Source organism: Micromonospora sp. HUAS YX12 (genome assembly GCF_040215685.1).
In the GTDB taxonomy this organism is placed as follows: Bacteria; Actinomycetota; Actinomycetes; order Mycobacteriales; family Micromonosporaceae; genus Micromonospora; species Micromonospora tulbaghiae.
Genome location: NZ_CP157974.1, coordinates 5241508 through 5264637, shown reverse-complemented (window position 1 = coordinate 5264637; position 23130 = coordinate 5241508). Strand labels below are relative to the sequence as shown.

The 23130-nt window shown below is 72.3% G+C and carries 24 protein-coding genes; 10 read left to right on the top strand and 14 right to left on the bottom strand.

What is annotated here, in order from left to right; genetic code table 11:
* Positions 1-84 precede the first annotated feature (84 nt).
* Together ABIH81_RS25085 and ABIH81_RS25080 are read right to left on the bottom strand one after the other, a co-directional pair.
* A complete protein-coding gene (locus ABIH81_RS25085; protein WP_349877335.1) occupies positions 85-876 on the bottom strand; it encodes a GntR family transcriptional regulator in 792 nt (263 codons plus the stop codon).
* Between the two features lie 113 nt (positions 877-989).
* Complete coding sequence (locus ABIH81_RS25080) at positions 990-1859, bottom strand: PAC2 family protein (RefSeq protein WP_030504102.1); 870 nt, start codon at positions 1857-1859, stop codon at positions 990-992.
* A 241-nt stretch (positions 1860-2100) separates the two neighbouring features.
* Here ABIH81_RS25080 and metH point away from each other — a divergent pair, with 241 nt between their 5' ends.
* Together metH and ABIH81_RS25070 are read left to right on the top strand one after the other, a co-directional pair.
* Positions 2101-5616: a methionine synthase gene (gene metH, locus ABIH81_RS25075; protein WP_349877334.1), complete on the top strand. Its 3516-nt coding sequence runs from the start codon at positions 2101-2103 to the stop codon at positions 5614-5616.
* Positions 5617-6247: 631 nt separating this feature from the next.
* Positions 6248-6967 (top strand): hypothetical protein, encoded by a 720-nt coding sequence (locus ABIH81_RS25070; RefSeq protein ID WP_349877333.1) that lies wholly within the window; start codon positions 6248-6250, stop codon positions 6965-6967.
* Positions 6968-7078: 111 nt separating this feature from the next.
* Here the strand turns inward: ABIH81_RS25070 and ABIH81_RS25065 are convergent, their stop codons facing one another.
* On the bottom strand, positions 7079-7501 hold the full coding sequence (locus tag ABIH81_RS25065) for a hypothetical protein (protein WP_349877332.1): 423 nt from the start codon (positions 7499-7501) through the stop codon (positions 7079-7081).
* Between the two features lie 200 nt (positions 7502-7701).
* On the opposite strand from ABIH81_RS25065, the gene ABIH81_RS25060 reads away from it, so the two are divergent.
* Positions 7702-8166, top strand: coding sequence for a hypothetical protein (locus tag ABIH81_RS25060; RefSeq protein ID WP_349877331.1), 465 nt, complete (start codon positions 7702-7704; stop codon positions 8164-8166).
* Between the two features lie 228 nt (positions 8167-8394).
* A complete protein-coding gene (locus ABIH81_RS25055) occupies positions 8395-8562 on the top strand; it encodes a hypothetical protein (RefSeq protein ID WP_349877330.1) in 168 nt (55 codons plus the stop codon).
* A gap of 489 nt (positions 8563-9051) precedes the next feature.
* On the opposite strand, the gene ABIH81_RS25050 is transcribed toward ABIH81_RS25055, so the two are convergent.
* The 5 genes from ABIH81_RS25050 to ABIH81_RS25030 all read right to left on the bottom strand — a co-directional run bounded on the left by ABIH81_RS25050 (position 9052) and on the right by ABIH81_RS25030 (position 11713).
* On the bottom strand, positions 9052-9744 hold the full coding sequence (locus ABIH81_RS25050; RefSeq protein WP_349877329.1) for a DUF6069 family protein: 693 nt from the start codon (positions 9742-9744) through the stop codon (positions 9052-9054).
* On the bottom strand, positions 9744-10742 hold the full coding sequence (locus tag ABIH81_RS25045; protein WP_349877328.1) for an RNA polymerase subunit sigma-70: 999 nt from the start codon (positions 10740-10742) through the stop codon (positions 9744-9746). The genes ABIH81_RS25050 and ABIH81_RS25045 overlap by 1 nt, the downstream gene beginning before the upstream one ends.
* A 75-nt stretch (positions 10743-10817) precedes the next feature.
* Positions 10818-11153 carry a YnfA family protein gene (locus ABIH81_RS25040; protein WP_349877327.1) on the bottom strand — a complete coding sequence of 112 codons (336 nt, stop codon included), beginning with the start codon at positions 11151-11153 and terminating at the stop codon, positions 10818-10820.
* Between the two features lie 3 nt (positions 11154-11156).
* The gene (locus ABIH81_RS25035) at positions 11157-11381 is read right to left on the bottom strand and encodes a MerR family DNA-binding transcriptional regulator (RefSeq protein WP_349877326.1); all 225 of its coding nucleotides are present in this window, start codon (positions 11379-11381) and stop codon (positions 11157-11159) included.
* Positions 11381-11713 (bottom strand): hypothetical protein, encoded by a 333-nt coding sequence (locus ABIH81_RS25030; protein ID WP_349877325.1) that lies wholly within the window; start codon positions 11711-11713, stop codon positions 11381-11383. The genes ABIH81_RS25035 and ABIH81_RS25030 overlap by 1 nt, the downstream gene beginning before the upstream one ends.
* Before the next feature lie 237 nt (positions 11714-11950).
* On the opposite strand from ABIH81_RS25030, the gene ABIH81_RS25025 reads away from it, so the two are divergent.
* On the top strand, positions 11951-12133 hold the full coding sequence (locus tag ABIH81_RS25025; RefSeq protein WP_349877324.1) for a hypothetical protein: 183 nt from the start codon (positions 11951-11953) through the stop codon (positions 12131-12133).
* Positions 12134-12142: 9 nt separating this feature from the next.
* Here the strand turns inward: ABIH81_RS25025 and ABIH81_RS25020 are convergent, their stop codons facing one another.
* A complete protein-coding gene (locus ABIH81_RS25020) occupies positions 12143-12514 on the bottom strand; it encodes a hypothetical protein (protein WP_349877323.1) in 372 nt (123 codons plus the stop codon).
* A gap of 130 nt (positions 12515-12644) precedes the next feature.
* Here ABIH81_RS25020 and ABIH81_RS25015 point away from each other — a divergent pair, with 130 nt between their 5' ends.
* Together ABIH81_RS25015 and ABIH81_RS25010 are read left to right on the top strand one after the other, a co-directional pair.
* Positions 12645-13385, top strand: a complete 741-nt coding sequence (locus ABIH81_RS25015; RefSeq protein ID WP_349881193.1) for a neutral zinc metallopeptidase — start codon at positions 12645-12647, stop codon at positions 13383-13385.
* A 115-nt stretch (positions 13386-13500) separates the two neighbouring features.
* Complete coding sequence (locus ABIH81_RS25010) at positions 13501-14139, top strand: HAD family phosphatase (protein ID WP_349877322.1); 639 nt, start codon at positions 13501-13503, stop codon at positions 14137-14139.
* A 52-nt stretch (positions 14140-14191) separates the two neighbouring features.
* On the opposite strand, the gene ABIH81_RS25005 is transcribed toward ABIH81_RS25010, so the two are convergent.
* The 4 genes from ABIH81_RS25005 to ABIH81_RS24990 form a co-directional block, all read right to left on the bottom strand.
* The gene (locus ABIH81_RS25005) at positions 14192-16741 is read right to left on the bottom strand and encodes an FtsX-like permease family protein (RefSeq protein WP_349877321.1); all 2550 of its coding nucleotides are present in this window, start codon (positions 16739-16741) and stop codon (positions 14192-14194) included.
* A complete protein-coding gene (locus tag ABIH81_RS25000) occupies positions 16741-17505 on the bottom strand; it encodes an ABC transporter ATP-binding protein (RefSeq protein ID WP_349877319.1) in 765 nt (254 codons plus the stop codon). The genes ABIH81_RS25005 and ABIH81_RS25000 overlap by 1 nt, the downstream gene beginning before the upstream one ends.
* Before the next feature lie 260 nt (positions 17506-17765).
* Positions 17766-18449, bottom strand: coding sequence for a response regulator transcription factor (locus tag ABIH81_RS24995; protein WP_349877318.1), 684 nt, complete (start codon positions 18447-18449; stop codon positions 17766-17768).
* A gap of 364 nt (positions 18450-18813) precedes the next feature.
* On the bottom strand, positions 18814-19725 hold the full coding sequence (locus ABIH81_RS24990; RefSeq protein WP_349877317.1) for a PD-(D/E)XK nuclease family protein: 912 nt from the start codon (positions 19723-19725) through the stop codon (positions 18814-18816).
* Between the two features lie 211 nt (positions 19726-19936).
* On the opposite strand from ABIH81_RS24990, the gene ABIH81_RS24985 reads away from it, so the two are divergent.
* From ABIH81_RS24985 to ABIH81_RS24975, 3 genes are all read left to right on the top strand, one after another.
* On the top strand, positions 19937-20995 hold the full coding sequence (locus tag ABIH81_RS24985) for a M50 family metallopeptidase (protein WP_349881192.1): 1059 nt from the start codon (positions 19937-19939) through the stop codon (positions 20993-20995).
* Entirely contained in the window at positions 20992-21936 is a 945-nt protein-coding gene (locus ABIH81_RS24980) for a tRNA (adenine-N1)-methyltransferase (protein WP_349877316.1), read from the top strand. Before ABIH81_RS24985 ends, ABIH81_RS24980 begins: the two co-directional genes overlap by 4 nt.
* 175 nt (positions 21937-22111) lie before the next feature.
* Positions 22112-22684, top strand: coding sequence for a hypothetical protein (locus tag ABIH81_RS24975; RefSeq protein WP_120570080.1), 573 nt, complete (start codon positions 22112-22114; stop codon positions 22682-22684).
* 59 nt (positions 22685-22743) lie between these two features.
* Here the strand turns inward: ABIH81_RS24975 and ABIH81_RS24970 are convergent, their stop codons facing one another.
* Positions 22744-23037, bottom strand: a complete 294-nt coding sequence (locus tag ABIH81_RS24970) for a ferredoxin (protein ID WP_013286103.1) — start codon at positions 23035-23037, stop codon at positions 22744-22746.
* Between the last annotated feature and the right edge of the window lie 93 nt (positions 23038-23130).

Genomic DNA, 23130 nt, shown 5'->3' with positions numbered 1-23130 from the left:
GAGGTGTCGGGAATGTCCTACTTGCCGGGGCGGAAAGTGCAAGATCGCCGGGTGCCGGGTGCCGGGTGCCGGGTGCCGGGTGGGTCAGCCCAGGACCAGGCCGGGGTCGGGGGCCTGGTCGGGAGCGGGGGCGGGGATCTTGTACTCCTCGGTGAGCGTGGTCATCGGGCCGGGCCACGTGGCCTGGGCGACCTCGATCGGCTTGTGCCGCTCGTCGTAGGCGACGTGCAGCAGGTGCAGCACCGGGGTGTCCGGGCGGATCTGGAGGATCTCCGCCTCCTCCCGGCTGGGCTGGCGGGCGCTGATCGTGTCGGTGGCGGTGACGTACCGCCGGCCGCTGACCTCCTCCGCCTCCTGGTAGAGCGGGCGGCCGAACGCCTCGGCACGCTCCAGTGACGTGCCGGCGGTGTCGGCGGGCAGGAACCACGACGCGCCGACCTCGACCGGGGAATCGTCGGTGCGTACCAGGTGCCGCCGGCAGAGCAGTTCGGTGCCGTCGGCGACGCCGAACGCGTCGGCCACCTCGGCCGGGGCGGGGGAGCGGCCGACCGAGACGAGCTGCTGGCGGTACCGGGCGGCCAGGTCGGTGTGGTATCCGCGGAAGCCGCCGTACCGGCCCCGGGACAGGCGGTTGAGGCGGCGCCGGGTGCCCCGGACGTACGTACCGGAGCCGGGTTTGGTGATCAGGACGCCCTCGACCCGTAGCTGGTCGACGGCGCGCTGCACGGTCTGCTTGGCGACGCCGAACATCTCGGCGATGGCCGGGATGGACGGCAGCCGCTCGCCCGGCCCCCAGTCGCCGCGGCGCACCTGGGCCTTGAGCTGCGCGGCGATCTGCCGGTGCGGGAACTCGGCCGCGCCGGGGTTGATCTGCATGCCCGCCTCCTCAGAACAGCTAGGTTCCTAGGATGCCCTAGAGGGTGTGACGGCGCCACCCCGGACACGAAGAAGCCGGGCCCCGACGAGGAGCCCGGCTTCGACGCAAAGAGCTACCAGGAACCCGCTGTCGGCCCGGCGGAACCGCCGCGGCGGCGCAGGTACTTCTCGAACTCCTGGGCGATCTCGTCCCCGGTCAACGGGGTGATGCCGGCGTCGCCGACCCGTTCCTCCAGCTCACGCACGTACTCGCCGAGCTCGGCGTCCTGCTCGGCGGCGCTGCGCACCCGCTGCTCCCACTCGGCGGCCTCCTCGGCCAGGTCGGCCATCGGCACCGGCAGGTCGAGCACCTCCTCGACCCGGTGCAGCAGCGCGAGGGTGGCCTTCGGGCAGGGCGGATTGTTGGCGTAGTGCGGCACGTGCACCCAGAACGACACCGCGTCGACCTCGGCCCGGGTGCAGGCGTCGTGCAGCACGCCGACGATGCCGGTCGGCCCGTCGTACCGGGTGGGGGTGAGCTGGTAGCGCTTGGCGGCGTCGGCGTCCGACGCGCTGCCGCTGATCGGCAGCGGCCTGGTGTACGGCACGTCGGCCAGCAACGCGCCGAGCAGCACCACCCGCTCGACCTCCAGGCTGTGGCAGATCTCCAGCACCTGCTCGCAGAACGTCCGCCAGCGCATGCTCGGCTCGATGCCGCGGATCAGCACCACGTCCCGCTCGGTGCCCTCCGGGCTGGCCACCATGAACCGCGTGGTCGGCCACTCGACGCGCCGTGTCTCCCCGTCGGCCATGGTGATCGTCGGGCGGCTCACCTGGAAGTCGTAGAAGTCCTCCGGGTCCAGCTCGGTCACCTGCCGGGCCTGCCAGACCTGCTCCAGGTGTTCCACGGCGGCGGTGGAGGCGTCGGCGGCGTCGTTCCAGCCCTCGAAGGCCGCGATGGCGACCGGCGAGCGCAGTACCGGCAGCCCGTCGAACTCGGTCACGCCGTCACCTCACCCTGCTCGTCGGGCGCGGCGCCGCCCCGTCGCACTGTCGCACCCCTGTTGTCCTTCACGTCCGTCAGCCTACGTGCCGCCGCGGGGGCCGGCCCGTCGGCCGCGCCGGTCGCCGGGTCGGACCACCCGGGCGAACCGGCGGAAAGGTGTACGCCGGCCCGGTGGGCAGAATGTGGGAAGGCCTGGTTCGGGTGACTCTGCCGCACTCGGGCGCACTAACCTGGGGCATGTGCCTATTTCGTTGCGTGACCTGCTGGCCGATCGGATCCTGATCGCGGACGGCGCGATGGGGACGATGCTCCAGGCCGCCGACCTCACCCTCGACGACTTCGACGGCCTCGAAGGCTGCAACGAGATCCTCAACGTGACCCGGCCGGACGTGGTCCGCGGCGTGCACGACGCCTACCTGGCGGCGGGCGCGGACTGCGTGGAGACCAACACGTTCGGCGCGAACCTGCCCAACCTCGCCGAGTACGGCATCCCCGGCCGTATCCGGGAGCTGTCCGAGGCGGGCGCGCGGATCGCGCGGGAGGCAGCCGACGCGTACGCGACGCCGGAGCACCCCCGGTTCGTGCTCGGCTCGATGGGCCCGGGCACCAAGCTGCCCACGCTCGGCCACGCGAGCTACGCCTCGCTGCGCGACGCGTACCAGGAGAACGCCGCCGGCCTGATCGCCGGCGGGGCGGACGCGCTGATCATCGAGACCTGCCAGGACCTGCTCCAGGTCAAGGCGGCGGTGGTCGGGTCGAAGCGGGCCCGCGCCGAGGCCGGCCGGGACGTGCCGATCATCTGCCAGGTGGCGGTGGAGACCACCGGCACCATGCTGCTCGGCAGCGAGATCGGCGCCGCGCTGACCGCGATCGAGCCGCTCGGCGTCGACCTGATCGGGCTGAACTGCTCCACCGGGCCGGCCGAGATGGGCGAGCACCTGCGCTACCTGGCGCAGCACTCGCGTATCCCGGTGTCGGTGATGCCGAACGCCGGCCTGCCGGTGCTGACCGCCGACGGGGCGTACTTCCCGCTCAGCCCGGACGAGCTGGCCGACGCGCTGGAGCAGTTCGTCACCGACTACGGCGTGGCCCTGATCGGCGGCTGCTGCGGCACCACCCCGGAGCACATCCGGGTGCTGGTGGAGCGGCTGGGCGGGCGGGCGCCGGTGGCGCGGGAGCCGAAGCCGGAGGCCGGGGTCTCCTCGATCTACCACCACGTGCCGTTCGCCCAGGACGCCAGCATCCTGATGGTGGGGGAGCGGACCAACGCCAACGGCTCGAAGGCGTTCCGCGAGTCCATGCTCGCCGGGGACTGGCAGGCCTGCGTGGAGGTCGCCCGCAGCCAGGCCCGGGACGGCTCGCACCTGCTCGACCTCTGCGTCGACTACGTGGGCCGCGACGGCACGCAGGACATGCGTGAGCTGGCCGGCCGGTTCGCCACCGCCTCGACGCTGCCGATCGTGCTGGACTCCACCGAGCCGGCCGTGATCGAGGCCGGGCTGGAGATGCTCGGCGGCCGGTGCGTGGTCAACTCGGTCAACTTCGAGGACGGCGACGGCCCCGACTCCCGCTACGCCCGGATCATGCCGGTGGTCAAGGAGCACGGCGCCGCCGTCGTGGCGCTGCTCATCGACGAGGAGGGCCAGGCCCGCACCCGCGAGTGGAAGGTACGGGTGGCCAGCCGGCTGATCGACGACCTGACCGGCCGGTGGGGGATGCGCCGGGAGGACATCCTCATCGACGCGCTGACGTTCCCGATCGCCACCGGGCAGGAGGAGACCCGCCGGGACGGCATCGAGACGATCGAGGCGATCCGGGAGATCGCCGCCCGCTACCCGGGCGTGAACTTCACCGCCGGCATCTCCAACGTGTCGTTCGGCCTCAACCCGGCGGCCCGGCAGGTGCTCAACTCGGTGTTCCTGCACGAGTGTGCCCAGGCCGGGCTGACCTCGGCGATCGTGCACGCCAGCAAGATCCTGCCGATGTCGCGGATCCCGGACGAGCAGCGCGAGGTGGCGCTCGACCTGGTCTACGACCGCCGTCGCGAGGGATACGACCCGGTGCAGCGGTTCATCGAGGCCTTCGAGGGCGTGGACGCGGCCTCGGCGCGCGCCACCCGGGCCGAGGAACTGGCCGCGTTGCCGCTGGACGAGCGGCTCAAGCGGCGGATCATCGACGGCGAGCGCAACGGCCTGGAGGCCGACCTGGAGACCGCGATGGCGCAGGGGCGTACGCCGCTGTCCATCATCAACGACCTGCTGCTGGACGGCATGAAGGTGGTCGGGGAGCTGTTCGGCTCCGGCCAGATGCAGTTGCCGTTCGTGCTCCAGTCCGCCGAGGTGATGAAGACCGCGGTGGCCTATCTGGAGCCGCACATGGAGAAGACCGATGACGACGGCAAGGGCCGCATCGTGCTCGCCACGGTGAAGGGCGACGTGCACGACATCGGCAAGAACCTGGTCGACATCATCCTGTCCAACAACGGCTACGACGTGGTGAACATCGGCATCAAGCAGCCGATCAACGCGATCCTCGACGCGGCCGAGGAGCACCGCGCCGACGCGATCGGCATGTCCGGCCTGCTGGTCAAGAGCACCGTCATCATGAAGGAGAACCTGGCCGAGATGGCCTCCCGCGGCGTGGCCGAGCGCTGGCCGGTGCTGCTCGGCGGCGCGGCGCTGACCCGCGCGTACGTGGAGGACGACCTGCGGTCGATCTATCCGGGCCAGGTGCACTACGCCCGCGACGCGTTCGAGGGGCTGTCCCTGATGGACCGGGTGATGGCGGCCAAGCGCGGCGGCGCGCCGGTGGTCGACCCGGAGCGGGAGGCGGCGCTGGCGGCCCGCCGGGAGCGCCGCGAGCGGCAGCGGGCGCAGGTCCGCGAGGCGCTGCCCGAACTGGACGACACGTCGGTCCGCTCCGACGTGGCGGCGGACGTTGCCGTGCCGAAGCCGCCGTTCTTCGGCACCCGCGTCGTCAAGGGCGTACCGCTGGCCGACTACGCGGCCCTGCTGGACGAGCGGGCCACGTTCCTGGGCCAGTGGGGGCTGCGCGGCGCCCGCGGCGGCAAGGGACCGTCGTACGAGGAACTGGTCGAGACCGAGGGCCGGCCCCGGCTGCGGTACTGGCTGGACCGCCTGATCTCGGACCAGGTGCTGGAGGCGGCCGTCGTGTACGGCTACTTCCCGGCGTACTCCGAGGGCAACGACCTGGTGGTGCTGGACGAGAACGGACACAGCGAACGGGCCCGGTTCTCCTTCCCCCGGCAGCGGCAGGAGCGGCGGCTGTGCCTGGCCGACTTCTTCCGGCCCAAGGGCGACCAGCTCGACGTGGTGGCGTTGCAGCTGGTCACCGTCGGGCAGCCGATCAGCGAGTACACGGCGAAGATGTTCGCCGGCAACGAGTACCGCGACTACCTGGAGGTGCACGGCCTGTCCGTGCAGCTCACCGAGGCGCTGGCGGAGTACTGGCACCGGCGGATCCGATCCGAGCTGGTGCTGCCCGGCGGCGGCACGGTGGCCGACGACGACCCGGCCGACCTGGCCGGCCTGCTGCGCACCGACTACCGGGGCTGCCGGTACGCGTTCGGCTACCCGGCCTGCCCGGACCTGGAGGACCGGGCGAAGATCGTGGAGCTGCTGGGCGCGGAGCGGATCGGGGTGCAGTTGTCGGAGGAGTTCCAGTTGGTGCCGGAGCAGGCCACGGACGCGATCGTGGTCCACCACCCGGAGGCGAACTACTTCAACGCCAAGTGACGCCGCACGAGCGCGAAGGCATCATGCCGACTGGGACCGTTCTTTCTGCGGCAACGGCTGGAGCCCACGCTCGATGACGTCAAGGTCGTCGTCATGAATCACGGCCTCCGGGTCGTTTGCTCTCAGTTGCGCGCGGATCGCGCGGTAGAACTCCTGTAGAGCGTCACCGGAGGGGCCGAGTGGAGGCAGCGAACGCCTCACCGTGTTTGAGTAGCGCGGCGTCCCAACGCGCACGGATGTCGGCTGCCATCAATTGCTTGTTCGTCTTTGTGACGGCAACGCGGGGATCCTCGCCGCCGCCCGCAACCGCGCGCAGCCCGACCGTCGTAGTGGTGGCGGCGTCGTTCACGACGGCGATGCGCTGAACGCATGGTTCGGCCTGCGCGCTGGCTGTGGAGGCCGCGGCCAGTGCCGATGCGCCGGCGCCCGGTCGACCAGATCGCGATCATCGACGGTACACCGTCCAGCACGCTCCATGCCTGCTCAAACACTCATGTGACGGGAGGTCAGAAGCGACCGACGCCGATACAATCGCGTGGCACCTCACCCGGCTTCGGTACCCCGCGCCGGGCAACCGGGCGCGAAGGGGAGCACAAGGGTGAGCCCACGTCATGGAGTCGGCCCTGACGGCATGTGGCGGATCGGGCCGCTCCGCCTGTTGACGGTGGTGGGAGTCGGTTACCTGATCGTCGTGCTGGTGCTGGCGGTGGTCACAATGGGCCTCGACCTCGGGCAGTCGACCGCGGTCGATCGTTCTCCCGGGATCGGCGTTGTGACAGGCGTCCCCGGACCGTCGGCGACGGAGGGGCAGGACTACGGCCCTTCCAGTACGTTGGTGCCGCCCCCTGCCACTCCCGGCGGCGCGGCCGAGGATTTGCGCGTCGGATCGGCGGAAACTCGACCGGCGCCACCGCCCCCGGCGCCGCCCGTCACCCGGCGGCCCACCGCCCCGGCCGCACCGCCGCTCGTGACGTCGTATGAGGCCGAATCGTCGGCGAACGGCTTGGCGAACATCCGCATCTACACCTGCTACGGCTGCTCGGGCGACAAGAAGGTGGGCAACATCGGCCGGGACATGGGGACGTTGCAGTTCAACGGCGTGACCGCCCGGACGGGGGGCTCGGCGACCGTGACGATCGCCTACGTCAACGGTGAGGCCCCACGGGTGGGGAAAATCAGCGTGAACGGCGAGCCGCCGATCACGCTGACCTTTCCGGGTACGGGCGGCTGGAGCAGCGTCGGCACGATGGTCGTGACGATGTCTCTCCGGCCCGGGCCCAACACGCTGAAGATTTTCAACCCGGACTCGGCGGCCCCCGACTTCGACAAGATCACAGTCAGCGTCCGATAGTCCCCGGCCGCACCGTCGCCTGTACCACCGACGCCATCGAATGAAGTTGGGTAACGACGGTGAACTGTACGATCCCGTCACCGATCGCAGCGACGACTACTGCACCCTCGCCTATGACCTGTCCAACTGGCTCGATCCATCGCGGCGCTGGGCAGTCCCGGCAGCAGCGAAAGTACGTGCATCCGGGAGGTGTGGGCCGACTGCAAACCCGAGCGCGGCACTGACGCACGCGGGAATGGCGGCGAGGGCCAGTACGACGGCGTCACCGGCGAAGCTGTGGTGGGGCGAGTTCAGCCATGTGCCGGCGTAGAAGCCTGCTAGCAGTGCAAGGGCCGGCATGAACCACCTGCCGCCGTCCTGGCGGCCCGACACCAAGCCGACCAACAAGCCGGCGCTGCCGAGCCCGACCACCATCACGAGGAGGGCGGTGGGGGCGCGTTGTAGCGATCCGCCGGCACCGGCCGAAAGCCAACCCGACGCCGATCCGAGCGCGATCGCCAACGCGGGTAACCATGAACGGCTGCCGAATCGCATAGCCGGACCGTAGCAACACGCATGGCATTGCCCGTCGTGCCGCGAGGCCGGTCAACAGCGTCAACCAGCCCGACCGCCTCGCGCGGCAGGGAGAGCCCACCGATCACCAGGTGTCGCATCCGCGAGTCGAGGCACCGTCCCGAAACCGGGATTGCAGGCGCCCCCTTCGGCGAGGCCGGATGGATGTACCCTCCACCGCCATGAGCTATGACCTGATCTTCGTTCCACGAGGCGACGACCAGTCCTGGGATGACGCCTTGGACGCGGCGGAAGAGTCCGACAGCGCAGAGCGTCCGAGCGGCGAGGTGTGGGCTCGCCTGGTGGCGGCGTCCCGGCAGGCACTCGGTGAGGTTTCCGTCTTCGAGGGCGCCGACAACTACGAGCTGACCCACGAGCCGACCGGCATCCAGGTCAGCTACTACGCGGAAGAGGCCGGGATCACGGTGCCCTACTGGTACCGGGGCGACGATGCCCGGGCAGTCGTCGCGGCGATGTACCAACTCGGCGAAGCGGTCCAGGCGGTCACGGGCCTACCCGGGTACGACCCTCAACTGGAGCTGCCGTTGTCCGATGCTCTCGCGCAGCCCGAGCTTGCCGTCGGTGTCTTCGATGAGGTCGCGGCGTCCTTCGCAGAACGCGGGATCTCCAGCCCCAGCAACGGCTGATCGGCGGCGTCCACGCCGATGAGGTCACCACACCGGTCAGCTCGTGGCCCGAGTACGGAACGCCGGCCGTAGGCCACACTTGGGACGTGCGGAGGTCTCTGGGCGACGGTTGGTCGGTGGAGCTTCCCGGCCCCTGGACACGGGAGATCACCGACGACGGTGTCACCAGGTGGCGGGCGTCCGGCCGAGCAATGCGGGCCGGTCCAGGACCTTCGTGGCGGTGTGCCGATGGCGCCCTGGCTCTACCGCGACGACGACGGGATCGAATTCACCCTCTACGGCTTCACCTTTGTCGACGGCGCGTACCTGGAAACGGTCTTCACCGGTGCGGCCACGGCCGACCTCAAATGGGCCTTCGAGGCCTGGCGTTCGGTCACTCGATCGGGTGACGAGTGATCGGACGACTCGTCTACCGGCGGCACCCGCTCGCTACTCCTATAGCCCGCATCACGTACGGCTTGACCGGCGCCTTCAGACTGAGGGATCGATTCCGATGGCGTGTGAGCGTCCCGGCGCGAGGAGTCCGAGGTGATGAACTCCGCCCTTCTCTCTGTCGTCCACGCGGCCGGAGCCGATCTGCCGCCGCCGGCGGACGAAGTCACGGCCGAGTAGCCGTCAGGGAGGTAGCGCGAAGTGCGGACGGCCTCGAGAGGATCTACCCGCAGTCGTTCTTCTTGGGCCACGTGGCCAACGCTGCGAGGACGGCGCACGGAGCCAAACAGCCGAGTAGGCCGCACAGCGGTACGACGGCCATCCAGAACAGACCCTCCATGGGTCTGGATGGTAGGCGCCGGTCGCCTTGGGGAAGCTCGCGGACAGCCCGTGCCTCCAGTCGGAAACGGCCGTGCCCCCGGGTAGCCGCGATACGCCGTCGGAAGCGGAGCTTTAGCCGGCCCTCACGCCCAGGCTCCGCGTCAGGGCGGGGATCATCACCGCCGCCGCGACCAGATGCAGCCCGACCAGGGCGATGGCGGTCGTCGCAGCCGCCCCGACGAGGAACGGCGGCACGATCGACAGCGCGGTCAGTGCCACCGCCGTCCACCCGAACCGCCGCGCGGGACGCCCGCTGAACCGCAGCAGCACGGCGGCGATGACGACGCCCACGAGCGAGAAGAAGCCGGTCACCACGGTGAACCCGCCCAGCGGGATGGTTTCGCCGCCGCCGTCGGGGATCTCGAAGTCGACGCCGGCGGCCCGGGCGAGCGCGGCCGCGAGTGTGGTGACCACCATCGCCGCGACCGTGGCGACCAGGCCGGTGACGGCGAGCCGCCGGAAGCCGTGCGCACGGCCCGAGACGATGCCGGTGTCGGTGCTGCTGATCATGTCGTTTCTCCGAGCTTCGAGGTGAGGGGTGAGGATCCGCACCGTCGCGGTACGACGGCCGGGGTTGCGCAGCGCGCGTACGCCGGTGCCGTGCAGCCAGAAGCCGGCGTCGAGGCCGAGGACCGGCCCGGGAGCGCCGTCACGCAGCTCCAGCTGGACCCGTCCGCGGGTGACCACGCCGTACGCGTGGTGCCACTGGGCCGCGACCACCGGGACACGCGCGCCGCCGGGCAGCGCGAGCGTCCGCGCGGGCACTACGGCGTACGGTCGGCGGGCAGGCGGTCCGGCAGCCCGAGCCGTGGGAACTGGTCGGCGTGGAACGTGACGATCTCGGTGATCGCCCCGCCGGTGATGCGCAGCGCGTCGACGGTGAGCGGCAGGTACGCGCCGTCGCTCTCCTGCCAGAGGTAGAACGCGACGGCGGGTTGCCGGTTCACGGCGGTGGGTACGGCCCGCAGGCTGCCCAGGCTCTCGAAGCCGTCCGCCACCCAGTCGTTCACCACCGCGTCGCGGCCGATCTGCAGGCCCGGGGTGGGCGGCATCGAGCAGCGCACGTCGTCGCGCAGCATCGCGGCGAGACCGTCGACGTCCTTGGCGATGCTGGCGTCGGTGAAGCGGCGTACCAGTTCGCGGGTCCGGGTGTCCGTCTCGTCGCCGGTCCAGTCCTGCCGCTCGGCTGGTAGGTGTTCCCGCATGCCCGCGCGAGCCCGCTGCAGGGCGCTGTTCACCGAGTTGACCGAGTCGCCCAGCAGTTCCGCGACGTCCTTCGCCGGCCAGCCGAGCACGTCCCGCAGGATCAGCACGGCCCGCGGGCGCGGCGCCAGGTGCTGCACCGCGACCAGGTACGCCAGCTCGATCGTCTCCCGCGCCACCGCGACCGTCTCCGGCTCGTCCGCGCCGGCGGCGGGCAGCTCGTCGAGCAACCGGTCCGGGTAGGGCTGGAGCCACCGCACCTCACCGCCGGTCGCGGGCTCCGGACGGCACTTGGCGAGCAGGTCCAGGCACGCGTTGGTGGCGATCCGGTACAGCCAGGCCCGGAACGTCGAGCGTCCCGAGTACGTCTCCCGCCGCCGCCACGCCCGCAGGAACGTCTCCTGGACGGTGTCCTCGGCGTCCTCGAACGACCCGAGCATCCGGTAGCAGTGCACGTGCAGTTCCCGCCGGTGCCGCTGCGCCAGCCCGGTGAACGCCGGTTCATCGACCTCAGCCAGACCGTTCACGCCCAGCTCCAGCAGCCGCGTGTCCGTACCCATGACGTCATCCTTCCGCGTCGTCGTGTCCCGTCGTAGGTGTGACGGGCACGGCCGCGGAAACTCATCACCGCGACGTCAGCTCGCGCGCGGGGCGTACATGATGACGGCGACGCCGACCAGGCAGATGGCCGCGCCGACGAGGTCGTAGCGGTCGGGCCGGAACCTGTCGACGACCATGCCCCAGGCGAGCGACCCGGCGACGAAGACGCCGCCGTAGGCGGCGAGGATGCGGCCGAAGTTCGGGTCCGGCTGGAACGTGGCCACGAACCCGTAGGCGCCGAGCGCGACCACCCCGGCGGCGATCCAGAGCAGCCCGCGGTTCTCCCGCCAGCCCTGCCACACCAGCCAGGCGCCGCCGATCTCGGCGAGCGCGGCGAGCAGGAACAGCAGGATGGACCGTGCGACAGTCATGCGTCAGACCGTAGCCGGGCCGTGGTCCGGACCGGCGAAGGGCAGCGGGCAGCGAGAGCTGGCGGCGCAGGTGACCAGGTCGTCGCAGCCGGTCGGCGATCTCGGCGCGAGGGCGAAGCCGAGACGTTGCGCGGCCAGCAGCCCGCGCCGTTCGTCGTAGCGCAGCGTCTGCACGTCGACCCCGGCCGCGTCGGCGAGCCGGCCGCTGCGCAGCTCCGGCTCGCCCATCACCGGCCCCGCGCGGCCGTGGCCCGCAGGGCCAGGGCATCGAGTACGGCGACACGGGCGCCCGGAACGCGGATGTCGAGCCTCAGCGGGCTGTCGTCCGGGCGGGCGAGGTCGAACGTGAAGAACGAACAGCATGCCGACTCGCGGGCGATCAGGTCGCGGGCGGCCGGTTCGGCGGCGTCGTCGAGGTGCAGCCGCAGGTGCCGGTCGGTCAGCCGGTCGACGCCGCGCAGCGCGTCGCGGAACAGCGTGTCGAACTCGGCCAGTCGCAGCGGCCGCTCGGCGCTGGGCAGCGTGCAGGCGTCGGGAACCCAGGAGTGGTCGTCGCTCACGTCTCGACGGTAAGCCCGTACCCGGTACCGGATGCAAGCCCTGCGACGCGCGGACGTGATCACCGGCCGCGACCTGCGGCGACGTCGGGAATACGGCTGTGCGCGGCGGCCCGGGCGGCTACCGTCACCGGAGTACGGGCCGGCGTGGGTCAGGCGCGCCGCGTCCACGCCCGCGCTGTCCCGTTGACGTGGCGGAAACGCCCGCAGACGAGCATGGGTACGACGAAAGGGGCGGACATGACCGACGAGGTGACGTCGCAGGTCCCGCCGGAAGCGGCTCCCGTGCTGACCACCACGCCCGCCGGTACGGGGCCGGTCGGGCCGCCGAGCAACCTGGACCTGTGGGCGCGCGCCCAGGTGCTGCACCGCTGCTTCGGCGACGACGACGGCGAGCCGCACATCATGCGCGGCCTGGACTGACCGCGCCGGTCAGCGCACCGTCACACCGGCCCCCGCGAGTGCCTCCCACCACGACGCGAAGTCGAGAATAGGCTCGGCGGACGGGGTCCGGCGGGCCGTGAACTCGTCCAGCCGTCGCCGTTGCTCCGCGCTCGGCGCCGGCGAGACCGCGGCGCCCTCGCCGACCAGGGCGTACCGGCGGTCGTCGACTGTGAGCAGCATCGTGCCGAAGATCGTTGCCCGGGCCTCGACCCGACCGGCGGGGGCGGCGAACACCTCCGCGCCGTGCCGGTCGCAGGCGTGCAGCCGGCCCCCGTCGAGCGTCAGCAGCACCGGCACGCAGCGCATGCCGTTCCAGAGGCTGCGTCGCCAGTAGACGATTCCTGCGTACGACGGGCCCACGACGCCGACCCTACCGCTGCGGTGATCCGGTGAACGTTTTCCGGCGGTGGTACGTGAGAGCCGGTGAGCATCACCGGCGCCGGCCGGGGATACTCCTGCGGGACACGGGTGCGACAGCCGGGAGGTCATGGTGGGGGACAGGGCGGGACGTCAGGGGCGCGGGCCGATCGCCGGACTCGTGGTGGCCGCCCTGGTGGCGGCCGGCTGCATGGCCGGCGGCGTCGACCGGGGCGAGCCGCAGCAGCCCGCACCCCCGCGCAGCGCGCAGCCGGAGTCGCAGACCACCCGCGCGGACGGCACGACGAGCGTGGCCGAGTTCAAGCAGGACATCCAGGACGCGGTCCGGCTGGCCGAACGCTACTGGGCGGAGCAGTTCCGCGCCTCCGGTGAGCGGTTCACCCCGATCCGGCGGGTGGTGCCCTACAGCCGCGAGGGCGAGGTGGCCTGTGCCGGGCAGGGGCTGCCGCGCAACAACGCGGTGTACTGCTCGGCCGGCGACTTCATCGCCTACGACGTGAACTGGTCGGTGGCGGCGTTCCGGCAGGTCGGCGACGCGTTCCTGTTCTACCTGCTCGGCCACGAGTACGCCCACGGCATGCAGGTGCGGCTGGGCATCCGCTACAACTTCACCATCCAGCAGGAGTTGCAGGCCGACTGCATGGCCGGGGCGTACCTCGGGGACAGCGTGCGTTCCGGGGCGCTGGAGCTGGAGGACGGTGACCTGGAGGAGTTCCGGGAAGGGCTGCTCGCGGTCGGCGACGACCCGGACCAGCCGTGGTTCGCCGAGGGCTCGCACGGCACCGCCGAGCAGCGCAGCGACTCGTTCTTCCGGGGGTACGAGAAGTCACTCGGCGCCTGCGGCCTCGGGTGATGCCGCAGGTCACCCCGATCGGGGACGGTGCCGGGCGCGCCGGGCGCGGCTGGCAGGATCGGCGGGGTAGGCGTACCGAAGGAGGCCCCCGCTGAGCAGCCCACACCCCGCCGCCGTGCTCTTCGACATGGACGGCACCCTGGTCGACAGCGAGAAACTGTGGGACGTCGCGTTGGAGGAGCTGGCCGCCGTGTACGGCGGCGTGCTCTCCGACTCCGCCCGCCGCACGATCGTCGGCACCGCGATGGCCGACGCGATGCGGATCGTGCACGACGACCTGGGCCAGCCGCAGCGGGACGTGCAGGCCAGCGCCGACTGGATCAGCGCCCGGATCCTGGACCTGTTCCGCACCGGGCTGCAGTGGCGTCCGGGGGCGCTGGCGTTGCTGCGGGCGGTACGGGCCGCCGGCATCCCCACCGCGCTGGTCACCTCCAGCGGCCGGTCCCTGGTCGAGGTGGCCCTGGACACGCTGGGCCGGGACAGCTTCGACGCGGTGGTCTGCGGCGACGAGGTGGACGCGGCCAAGCCGCACCCGGAGCCGTACCTGACCGCCGCGCGTCTGCTGGGCGTGCCGATCGAGCGGTGCGTGGCGATCGAGGACTCACCCACCGGCGTGGCGAGCGCGCTCGCCGCCGGGGCGGCGGTGCTGGCCGTACCGGCCGAGGTGCCGCTGGCGCCCGCCGACGGCGTACACCAGGTGGAGAGCCTGACCGGGGCGGACCTGGAGCTGCTCGCGGCGCTGCTCAACCGTTAAGAAGGGCCCCTTCCTCTGCGCGAGGCGTTAAGAAGGGGCCCTTCCTTTCACGTCAGTCGTGGGCGATGGCGCCCAGGACGTTGATCCGCGCGGCGCGGATCGCCGGCAGTACGGCGGCGATCACGCCGATGATCGCGGCCAGGATCAGGAACGTCACCATCTGACCCCACGGCAGGACCAGGTCGGTGATGCCCTCGTCCCTGAGCGCCTCGACCACCGCCGCGCCGAGACCGGTGCCGACCACCACGCCGAGCAGCGCGCCGAAGATGGAGATCACCACCGCCTCGACCGTGATCATGCGCATGGTCTGGGCGCGGCGCAGTCCGATCGCCCGCAACAGGCCCAGCTCCCGGGTCCGTTCCAGCACCGACAGCGCGAGCGTGTTGATGATGCCCAGCACCGCGATCACGATGGCCAGCGCCAGCAGGATCTGGATCATCTGGAGCAGGGAGTCCAGCTGACCGGTCTGCTGCTCGATGAACGCGGCCCGGTCGGCCACCGACACCTCCGGACTGTCCGCCAGCAGCCGCTCGACCTGCGGCTGCACGGCGTCCACCGACGTGCCGGGGGCGAGCTGGAGGAAACCCTGGATCGGCTGCGGGATGCTGAAGTCCGCCGCGGCCTGCGGCGGCAGCGTCACCGGGTTGGTCAGCTGCGAGCTTTCGTAGATGCCGCTGACCGTGTAGGTGCGGGCCTCGCCGCGGGACAGCTGCACCGGCACCGTCGAACCGACGGTGAGGTTGCGTGCCTTCGCGGTGTCGGAGCTGACCAGCATCTGGTCCGGCGCCAGCCGGCTGATGTCACCGGCGGCCGCCTTCGCCCCGAAGATCTGCTGCAGCGCGGCCACGTTGCTCGACGCGGCCACCCAGGTCCGCTCGCCGCCGACCACTGCCATGTCGCCGTACTCGCCGCTGACCATCCGCACGCCCGGGATCGCGGCGGCCTTCTCCAGCACCGCCGGGTCGAAGCTCGCCGGACGCGGCCCGGACGACGCCCCGGAGATCACCAGCTCCGCCTTGATGTTGTCCTCGGCCAGCTTGCCGATGCTGCCCTTGGCCGAGTCCAGGATCACCGTCACGCCGGTGACCAGGGCGATGCCCACCATCAGCGCGGCCGCGGTGATCGCGGTGCGGCGCGGGTTGCGGCCCGAGTTGAGCCGGCCCAGCTTGCCCGGCACCGACCAGGAGAACATCGCGCCGAGCAGCGCGACCACCGGCCGGCTGATCACCGGCGTCAGCAGCGCCACCCCGATGAACGCGAACAGCACGCCGCCGAGGATGGTCGCCAGGGTGCTGTCGCCGGCGTGCCCGCCGAGGCCCAGGAACAGCAGCACCGCGCCGATGCCGGTGACCACCGCGCCGCCGATGGTGACCTTGGTGAGCGGCCGGTCCGGCGTGGCGACGTCCTGCATCGCGGCGATCGGCGGGATACGCGAGGCACGCAGCGCCGGCAGCAGCGCGGCGATCACCGTGATCAGCATGCCGACCGCGAACGCGCCGATCACCGCCGAGGCCGGCACACCCAGCCCGGCCAGGCTCAGACCCCCGGCGAGCTGACCGAACAGGTACGCGAGCAGCGCACCCACGCCGATGCCGGCGGCGAGCCCCAGCACCGAGGCGATCAGGCCGACCGCGAGCGCCTCCAGCACCACCGAACCGATGACCTGCTTGCCGCTGGCTCCGATGGCCCGCATCAGGGCCAGCTCACGGGTGCGCTGGGCCACGATGATCGAGAACGTGTTGAGGATCAGGAACGTGCCGACCAGCAGCGCCACCGCGGCGAACCCGAGGAGGATCTTGTTGAAGAACGACAGCCCTTCCTTGAGGCCGGCCGAGGCGTCGGCGGCGAGTTGCTCACCGGTCTTGACCTGGTAGTCGGCGCCCAGCGTGCGGGCCACCTCGTCGCGCAGCGCCTCCGGCGTGGTGCCGTCGGCGGCCTGGACGCTGACGCTGCTGTACACGTCCGGCTCGCCCAGCATCAGCTGCTGCGCCACCGGAGTGGTGAAGTGGACCTCGTTGGCGCCGCCGATCGAGTCCCGGCCGCCGCTGTAGCCGAACACGCCGACGAGCGTGAACTCCTTCTTCGGCGCCAGCGTCAGCACGCCGACCCGGTCGCCGACCTTGACCTTGCCCGCCTCGGCCAGCGCGGCGTTGACCACGATCTCGTCGTCGGCCTGCGGGCCGCGACCCTCGCGCAGCTTCAGCAGATCGCCCTCGCCGAGCCAGTTCTGGCCCAGCTGCGGCGGGCCGAACGAGGTGACCACCTTGCCGTTGCTGCCGATCATGCGGGCGCCCTCGGCGGCCACCACGCCCTCGGCGTCGGCGACGCCCGGCACCGCCTTGACCCGGTCGAGCACCGACGCCGGCATCGGGGTGCTCACCGGCATGCCCTCGGCCGTGGAGACGTCGATCTTCGGTTTCGCCTCGACGTTCACGTCGACCTCGGCGTACGCGTCGGCGAAGACCGCGTCGAAGGACCGCCCGAGCGTGTCGGTGAGCACGAACGCGCCGGAGACGAACATGACGCCGAGCACCACCGCCAGGCCGGACAGCAGCAGGCGCAGCTTGCGCGCCAGCAGGCTCTTGAGCGTTGCCCGCAGCATCAGTTGCCCACCTCGACCGGGGCGTCCAGCTTCTTCATCGTGTCCAGCACCGTCTCGGCGGTCGGCTCGATCAGCTCCGAGACGATCTGCCCGTCGGCGAGGAAGACCACCCGGTCGGCGTACGCGGCGGCGGTCGGGTCGTGCGTGACCATAACGATGGTCTGGCCGTGCTCGCGGACCGAGTTGCGCAGGAACTTGAGCACCTCGGCGCCGGAGCGGGAGTCCAGGTTGCCGGTCGGCTCGTCCGCGAAGATCACCTCGGGGCGGGCGACGAGCGCCCGGGCGCACGCCACGCGCTGCTGCTGGCCGCCGGAGAGCTGCGCCGGGCGGTGCCCGAGCCGCTCCCGCAGCCCGACCGTGTCGATCACCGTGTCGTACCAGGCCGGGTCGGGCTTGCGCCCGGCGATCGACAGGGGCAGCAGGATGTTCTCCTGCGCGGTGAGCGTGGGCAGCAGGTTGAACTGCTGGAAGATGAAGCCCACCTTGTCGCGGCGCAGCTTCGTCAGGCCGGAGTCGTTGAGGCCGGTCACCGTCGTGTCACCGATCATGACCGTGCCCTTGGTCACCGTGTCCAGACCGGCGAGGCAGTGCATCAGCGTGGACTTACCGGAGCCGGACGGCCCCATGATCGCGGTGAACCGGCCGCGTTCGAACTCGGCGCTCACCCCCCGCAGCGCGACGACCTGCGCCTCGCCGCTGCCGTACACCTTCCACACGTCGTACGCCCGGGCCGCGGCCTGCTCTCGGCCTACCGTCGCGGTCACGTCATCTACCTCTTCCGTATGTCGTTCTCATGCCGCACCGCCCCCGCTGGCCGGTGCGGCGGAATCCATCCTCGGGGTCGCGCGCCCGAAAGCCCTCCGACCTGGGGTGGAATCCGCGCCGATCTTCCGGTGAGGGTCGACCCCTATGCGGGCTCAGGGTGACCCCTGACCGGCAGGCGACGCCGACGCTAAGGCCTCACCCGGCGTTATGGTCAACACATCAGCCCCGCCGCTGGTCACGGTAGGTGAGCCGCGCCACCTCAGCCGCCGGGACGGACCAGGCCCGTCTCGTACGCGAGCACGACCGCCTGCACCCGGTCGCGCAACCGTAGCTTCGTGAGCACGTGCCCGACATGGGTTTTCACGGTGGTCTCGCTGACCGACAGCACCCGGGCGATCTCCGCGTTGGACAGTCCGCGCGCCATGTGGGTGAGCACCTCGCGCTCCCGGTCGGTCAGCGGCGAAAGCGCCCGCGCCGGCGCGGCGGCCGGGTCCGGCAGCACCTGGGCGAAGCGGTCCAGCAGCCGGCGCAGGACGCGCGGGGACATCACCGCGCCTCCGGCGGCCACCGCACGGGTCGCGGCGACGAGGTCCTCGGCCGGCACGTCCTTGGTCAGGAAGCCGCTCGCCCCGGCCCGCAGCGCCCCGACGACGTGCTCGTCCTGCGCGAACGTGGTGAGCACGAGCACCCGTACCGGCAGCCGGGCCGACACGATCGCGCGGGTGGCGGCCACCCCGTCCAGGCGCGGCATCCGGATGTCCATCAGCACCACGTCGGGCAGGAGCCGCCGGGACAGCTCCACCGCCTCCGCGCCGTCGCCGGCCTCACCCACCACGTCGAGGTCGTCCTCCGCGCCGAGCACCATGCGGAATCCGGTACGCAGCAGCGGCTGGTCGTCGGCGAGCAGAACCCGCACCGGCCGGGACACGGCGCCCTCGGTCATGCGTCCCCCTCGTCGTCCGGGCGGCGGTCCGGCCGGGACCGGGCACCCGCGAGCCGTCCGGCGCGGGACCGGCCAGCCGCACCCACGGTAGAGGCCGGCCGCCGCCCGCACCCCGACCAGGTCACCCCGTTCCCGCAGGATGGCCCCGCCCGCCCGCCCGCCCGCCCGCCCGAGCCGCGCCCTCGCCCGCCTCATCGCCCGGCGATCATGAAGTTGGCTGGCGGGAAAGCGCTTCCCGAGGCGGCCAACTTCATGATCACCGCGTCCGGGCCGGGCTGCTCCGGGTGAGGTGCGGATGGGGATCTTGGTACGGGGGCGCCCCGCCAAGGGCGCCCCCGTACCAAGATCTCGGGGTGGGCCGGGGTTACTCGTCGGCGCCGGGGGTTGCCGGGCGGGAGCGGGCGTCCACCAGCGGGTCGGGCGCGGCTGTCGCCACCGGGAACGGCGGCGGCGTCCCGCCGTAGCTCGGGCACAGCGCCTGGTGGTTGCACCAGTCGCACAGGCGGCTCGGCCGGGGACGGAAGTCCTGCCGGGCGGTGGCCTGCTCGATCGCCCGCCACAGCGCCACCACCGTGCGCTCGAAGCGGACCAGCTCGTCGGCGTCCGGGGCGTAGTCGCAGACCTCGGCGTCCTTGAGGTAGAGCAGGCGCAGCACGCGCGGCACCACGCCCCGGGTGCGCCACAGCACCAGGGCGTAGAACTTGAGCTGGAACAGCGCCCGCGCCTCGAACGCCTCCCGCGGCGCCCCGCCGGTCTTGTAGTCGACCACCCGCAGCGCGCCGTCCGGCGCGACGTCGAGCCGGTCGAGGTAGCCCCGGATGAGCAGCTCGTCGTCCACCACCGCGGAGATCAGCGCCTCGCGCTCGGCCGGCTCCAGCCGGCGCGGATCCTCCACCGCGAAGTAGCCGTCCAGCAGTGCCGTCGCCGACCGGAGGAACTCCTGCGGCCCGACGGCGTCGCCGTCGGCGAACAGCGTGGCCAGCTCCGGCTCCTCGGTGACCAGCCGGTCCCACTGCGGGGCGACCAGGTCACCCGCCGACTCGGGGGTACGCGCGGCGGCCGGCAGGTCGAACAGCCGCTCCAGCACGGCGTGCACGAGCGTGCCCCGGGCCTGCTCGACGGTCGGCCGCTCGGGCAGCCGGTCGATGCTGCGGAACCGGTAGAGCAGCGGGCAGGTCTTGAAGTCGGCCGCCCGCGACGGCGACAACGAGGCCCGCACGGTGACCGGTGCCGCCGTCTGGTCGCCGTGACTGTCGATCATCGGTTCCGCCGTCATGCCCGGAAGGTTAGGCCACGCGTGTGACAGGGCCGGCCTCGCCGCACCGAAGCATGATCGGGATCGCGGCGCCCTCAGCCGGCTCGCGTAAGCGGCCCGCTGCTTCAGCTCACGTAGCATCGGGCCGGTGCAGCAGCGGAGCCGAGGATCCCGCCGGCCGGGGCTCAGCCTCGGCCGGGTTCTCGGGGTGCCGCTGCGCGTCGACGCCTCGATGCTGCTGCTCACCGTCGTGGTCACAGTGCTGTACGCGGCGCTCGCCCGCCGCCAGCTCGACCTCGGCCCGCTCGGCGGCTACCTGGTCGGCCTCGGCTTCGTGATCTCGCTGCTCGGCTCCGTGCTGCTGCACGAGCTGGGCCACGCGCTGACCGCCCGCCGGTACGGCATCGGTGTGCGGGGGATCACGCTGGAACTGCTCGGCGGCTACACCGAGATGGACCGCGACGCCCCCAGCCCCCGGGTCGAGCTGCTGATCTCGCTGGCCGGGCCGGCCGTCTCCGCGGTGCTCGGCGCCGGCGCGGTCGCCGCCACCCTCGCCCTGCCCGCCGGCACGCTCGGCCACCAGCTCGCCTTCCAGCTCGCGGTCAGCAACGTGGTGGTGGCGATCTTCAACAGCCTGCCCGGCCTGCCGCTGGACGGCGGCCGGGCGCTGCGCGCCGCCGTGTGGGCGCTCACCCGCGACCGGCACCGCGGCACCGAGGTGGCCGGCTGGGTGGGCCGGGCCGTCGCGCTGGGCACGCTGGCGCTGGTCGTGGTGCTCACCATGCGCCGGGCGCTGGCCCCGCTGGCCCTGCCGCTGCTGCTGCTCGTCGCGCTGACGCTGTGGCGCGGCGCCGGCCAGTCGATCCGGCTGGCCCGCATCGGCCGCCGGCTGCACCTGGTCGACCTGGCCCGGCTGGCCCGCCCGGTGCTGCCCGTGCCGGCCGGCACGCCGCTGGCCGAGGCCCAGCGCCGCCGCGACGAGGCGGGCACCCCCGAGGCGGCACTCGGCGTGGTCGACTCGGCCGGCCGTACCGTCGCCCTGGTCGACCCGGCCCGCGTCGCCGCCGTACCCCCGGAACGGAGGCCGTGGGTCGCGGTGGACGAGGTGGCCCGCGACCTGTCCGCCGTGCCGGCCCTGCCGCTCGGGGCGGACGGCGAGCGTGTGCTGGAGACCGTGCGCACCCACCCGGGCGCGCAGTACGTCGTGACGGCAGGCGAAGATGTGGTCGGCGTGCTGCACATCGCGGATCTCGCCCAGCTCCTGGAACCCGAACGGAAGACGAACACGTGACCGCAGAGATCTCCACCGTCCCGGCGTTGCCCCCGGTCCACCGCGGGCCGTTCCGGCCCGGCGACCGGGTCCAGCTGACCGACCCGAAGGGCCGGATGCACACCGTGACGCTGGAGCCCGGCAAGGAGTTCCACACCCACCGCGGGATCCTCAAGCACGACACCCTGATCGGCCTGCCCGACGGCAGCGTGGTCACCACCGCCGGCGGCGGCACCGCGTTCCTGGCGCTGCGGCCGCTGCTGTCGGACTACGTGCTGTCCATGCCGCGCGGCGCCCAGGTGATCTACCCGAAGGACTCGGCGCAGATCGTCGCCATGGGCGACATCTTCCCCGGCGCCAAGGTGCTGGAGGCCGGCGCCGGATCCGGCGCGCTGTCCTGCTCGCTGCTGCGGGCCGTCGGCACCGAGGGCGAGCTGCACTCGTTCGAGCTGCGCGACGACTTCGCCCAGATCGCCCGCCGCAACGTGGAGGCGTTCTTCAACGGGCCGCACCCGGCCTGGCGGCTGCACGTCGGCGACGTCGCCGACTGCACCGAGACCGGTTTCGACCGGATCATCCTCGACATGCTCACCCCGTGGGAGATGCTCGACATGGTCGAGCGGGCGCTCGTCCCGGGCGGCGTGCTGATCGGCTACGTGGCCACCACCCCGCAGCTGTCCGAGCTGGTCGAGGCGCTGCGCGAGCGCGGCGGCTGGACCGAGCCGCGCGCCTGGGAGTCGCTGGTGCGCGACTGGCACGCCGAAGGGCTCGCGGTGCGCCCGGACCACCGAATGATCGCCCACACCGCGTTCCTGGTCTCCGCCCGCAAGCTCGCCCCCGGGGTCACCGCGCCGCCGCGCCGGCGCAAGCCCAGCAAGGGCGCCGAGGCGTACGCCCAGCGCCGCGACGCCCTGCGCGCCGCCGCGGCCGCCCGCGCGGCGGAGGAGCCGGAGCAGTCCTGACCCCCGCCGCGCGGGCGCGCGCGCACGGGCGGATCATGTGTGCCGGTGGGGACGACACCTGAGCGGGTGGAGACGGTGGCATGAGCGAGCGGATCGGGGCGCGCGTCGGGCGGCGCGCCCGTGCCGATGACCGGAACCGATGGCGGCGCCGCGGCGCGGGTCGGCCGGAGGCGGCGTGAGCAACCCCGGCTACGGCAACGGCGACCTGCCCGCCGTCTTCCCGGACTGGTCGCCCTACACCGACCTGGAGTCGGCCGCCCGGGCGTACCTGCGCGACCCGGACATCGCGCTGGAGGCGCTCGACGGCGTGCTGCGCGGCGCGTCCGTGCTCGGCTTCACGCTGGAGCGCTTCGTCAACGAGGTGAACGGGGTGTGGCAGGAGGTCGTCGTCTGCGACGGCAGCCGGCTGGTGCTCTGGCACGGCGAGGACGTGCCGCCGGGGGAGGGGCCACCCGGCGCGATGACGTCCTCACTGCGGGTGGTGCCGCTGTCCACCGTCACCGAGGTCGGCTGCCGGCGGCGGCTCATGCGCGCCGACAACGGCACCGTACGGGTCGACAGCATCGACGTGTACCTGCTGCTCAGCTCGCTCGACGAGGCGCCGCCCAGTGACGAGGCGGTGGGCGCGCCCCGGCACGACGCGCTGCGCTTCGGCAAGACCCTCGACGACGGCGGGGCGGGGCAGATCGCCCGGCTGGAGGAGTTCGCCCGGCTGGTCGCCTCGGTCGTCGGCCGGCCCCTGCTCTGAGGCGGACGCACGGCGGGCCGGGGACGTGTGGTCCCCGGCCCGCCGTGTCCGTCTCCGCGTCAGTCCTCGGCCTCCGGGCCGGCCACCTCGACGCCGTCGCTGCCGCGCACCACGTGGATGCACTCGCCCGGGCACTCCTTCGCCGAGTCGATCACCTCGAGGCGCAGGTGCTCCGGCACGTCCACCCGGGCGCCGGGGGCCTGCCGCAGCTCGCCGTCCGGGCCCTTGACGTACGCCAGGCCGTCGACGTCGAACTCGAAGACCTCCGGCGCGTACTGCACGCAGAGCCCGTCACCGGTGCAGAGATCCTGATCCACCCAGACCTGCAACTGGTCGGTCGCGACGTCGGTCACGAAGCACCCCCCATGTTCTCCCGTCCCACGCCCCGACGGTACCCGAACGCCCGTACCCGCCCCGCGACCAGCCCTTCGCGATCAAGCTTCGGT

Bases quoted from the DNA above. Each gene is read 5' to 3' on its own strand.
- ABIH81_RS25085 (WP_349877335.1), bottom strand. From the start codon at position 876: ATGCAGATCAACCCCGGCGCGGCCGAGTTCCCGCACCGGCAGATCGCC.
- ABIH81_RS25070 (WP_349877333.1), top strand. From the start codon at position 6,248: ATGTGGCGGATCGGGCCGCTCCGCCTGTTGACGGTGGTGGGAGTCGGT.
- ABIH81_RS25065 (WP_349877332.1), bottom strand. From the start codon at position 7,501: ATGCGATTCGGCAGCCGTTCATGGTTACCCGCGTTGGCGATCGCGCTC.
- ABIH81_RS25060 (WP_349877331.1), top strand. From the start codon at position 7,702: ATGAGCTATGACCTGATCTTCGTTCCACGAGGCGACGACCAGTCCTGG.
- ABIH81_RS25055 (WP_349877330.1), top strand. From the start codon at position 8,395: ATGGCGCCCTGGCTCTACCGCGACGACGACGGGATCGAATTCACCCTC.
- ABIH81_RS25045 (WP_349877328.1), bottom strand. From the start codon at position 10,742: ATGGGTACGGACACGCGGCTGCTGGAGCTGGGCGTGAACGGTCTGGCT.
- ABIH81_RS25040 (WP_349877327.1), bottom strand. From the start codon at position 11,153: ATGACTGTCGCACGGTCCATCCTGCTGTTCCTGCTCGCCGCGCTCGCC.
- ABIH81_RS25035 (WP_349877326.1), bottom strand. From the start codon at position 11,381: ATGGGCGAGCCGGAGCTGCGCAGCGGCCGGCTCGCCGACGCGGCCGGG.
- ABIH81_RS25025 (WP_349877324.1), top strand. From the start codon at position 11,951: ATGACCGACGAGGTGACGTCGCAGGTCCCGCCGGAAGCGGCTCCCGTG.
- ABIH81_RS25005 (WP_349877321.1), bottom strand. From the start codon at position 16,741: ATGCTGCGGGCAACGCTCAAGAGCCTGCTGGCGCGCAAGCTGCGCCTG.
- ABIH81_RS24995 (WP_349877318.1), bottom strand. From the start codon at position 18,449: ATGACCGAGGGCGCCGTGTCCCGGCCGGTGCGGGTTCTGCTCGCCGAC.
- ABIH81_RS24990 (WP_349877317.1), bottom strand. From the start codon at position 19,725: ATGACGGCGGAACCGATGATCGACAGTCACGGCGACCAGACGGCGGCA.
- ABIH81_RS24985 (WP_349881192.1), top strand. From the start codon at position 19,937: ATGCTGCTGCTCACCGTCGTGGTCACAGTGCTGTACGCGGCGCTCGCC.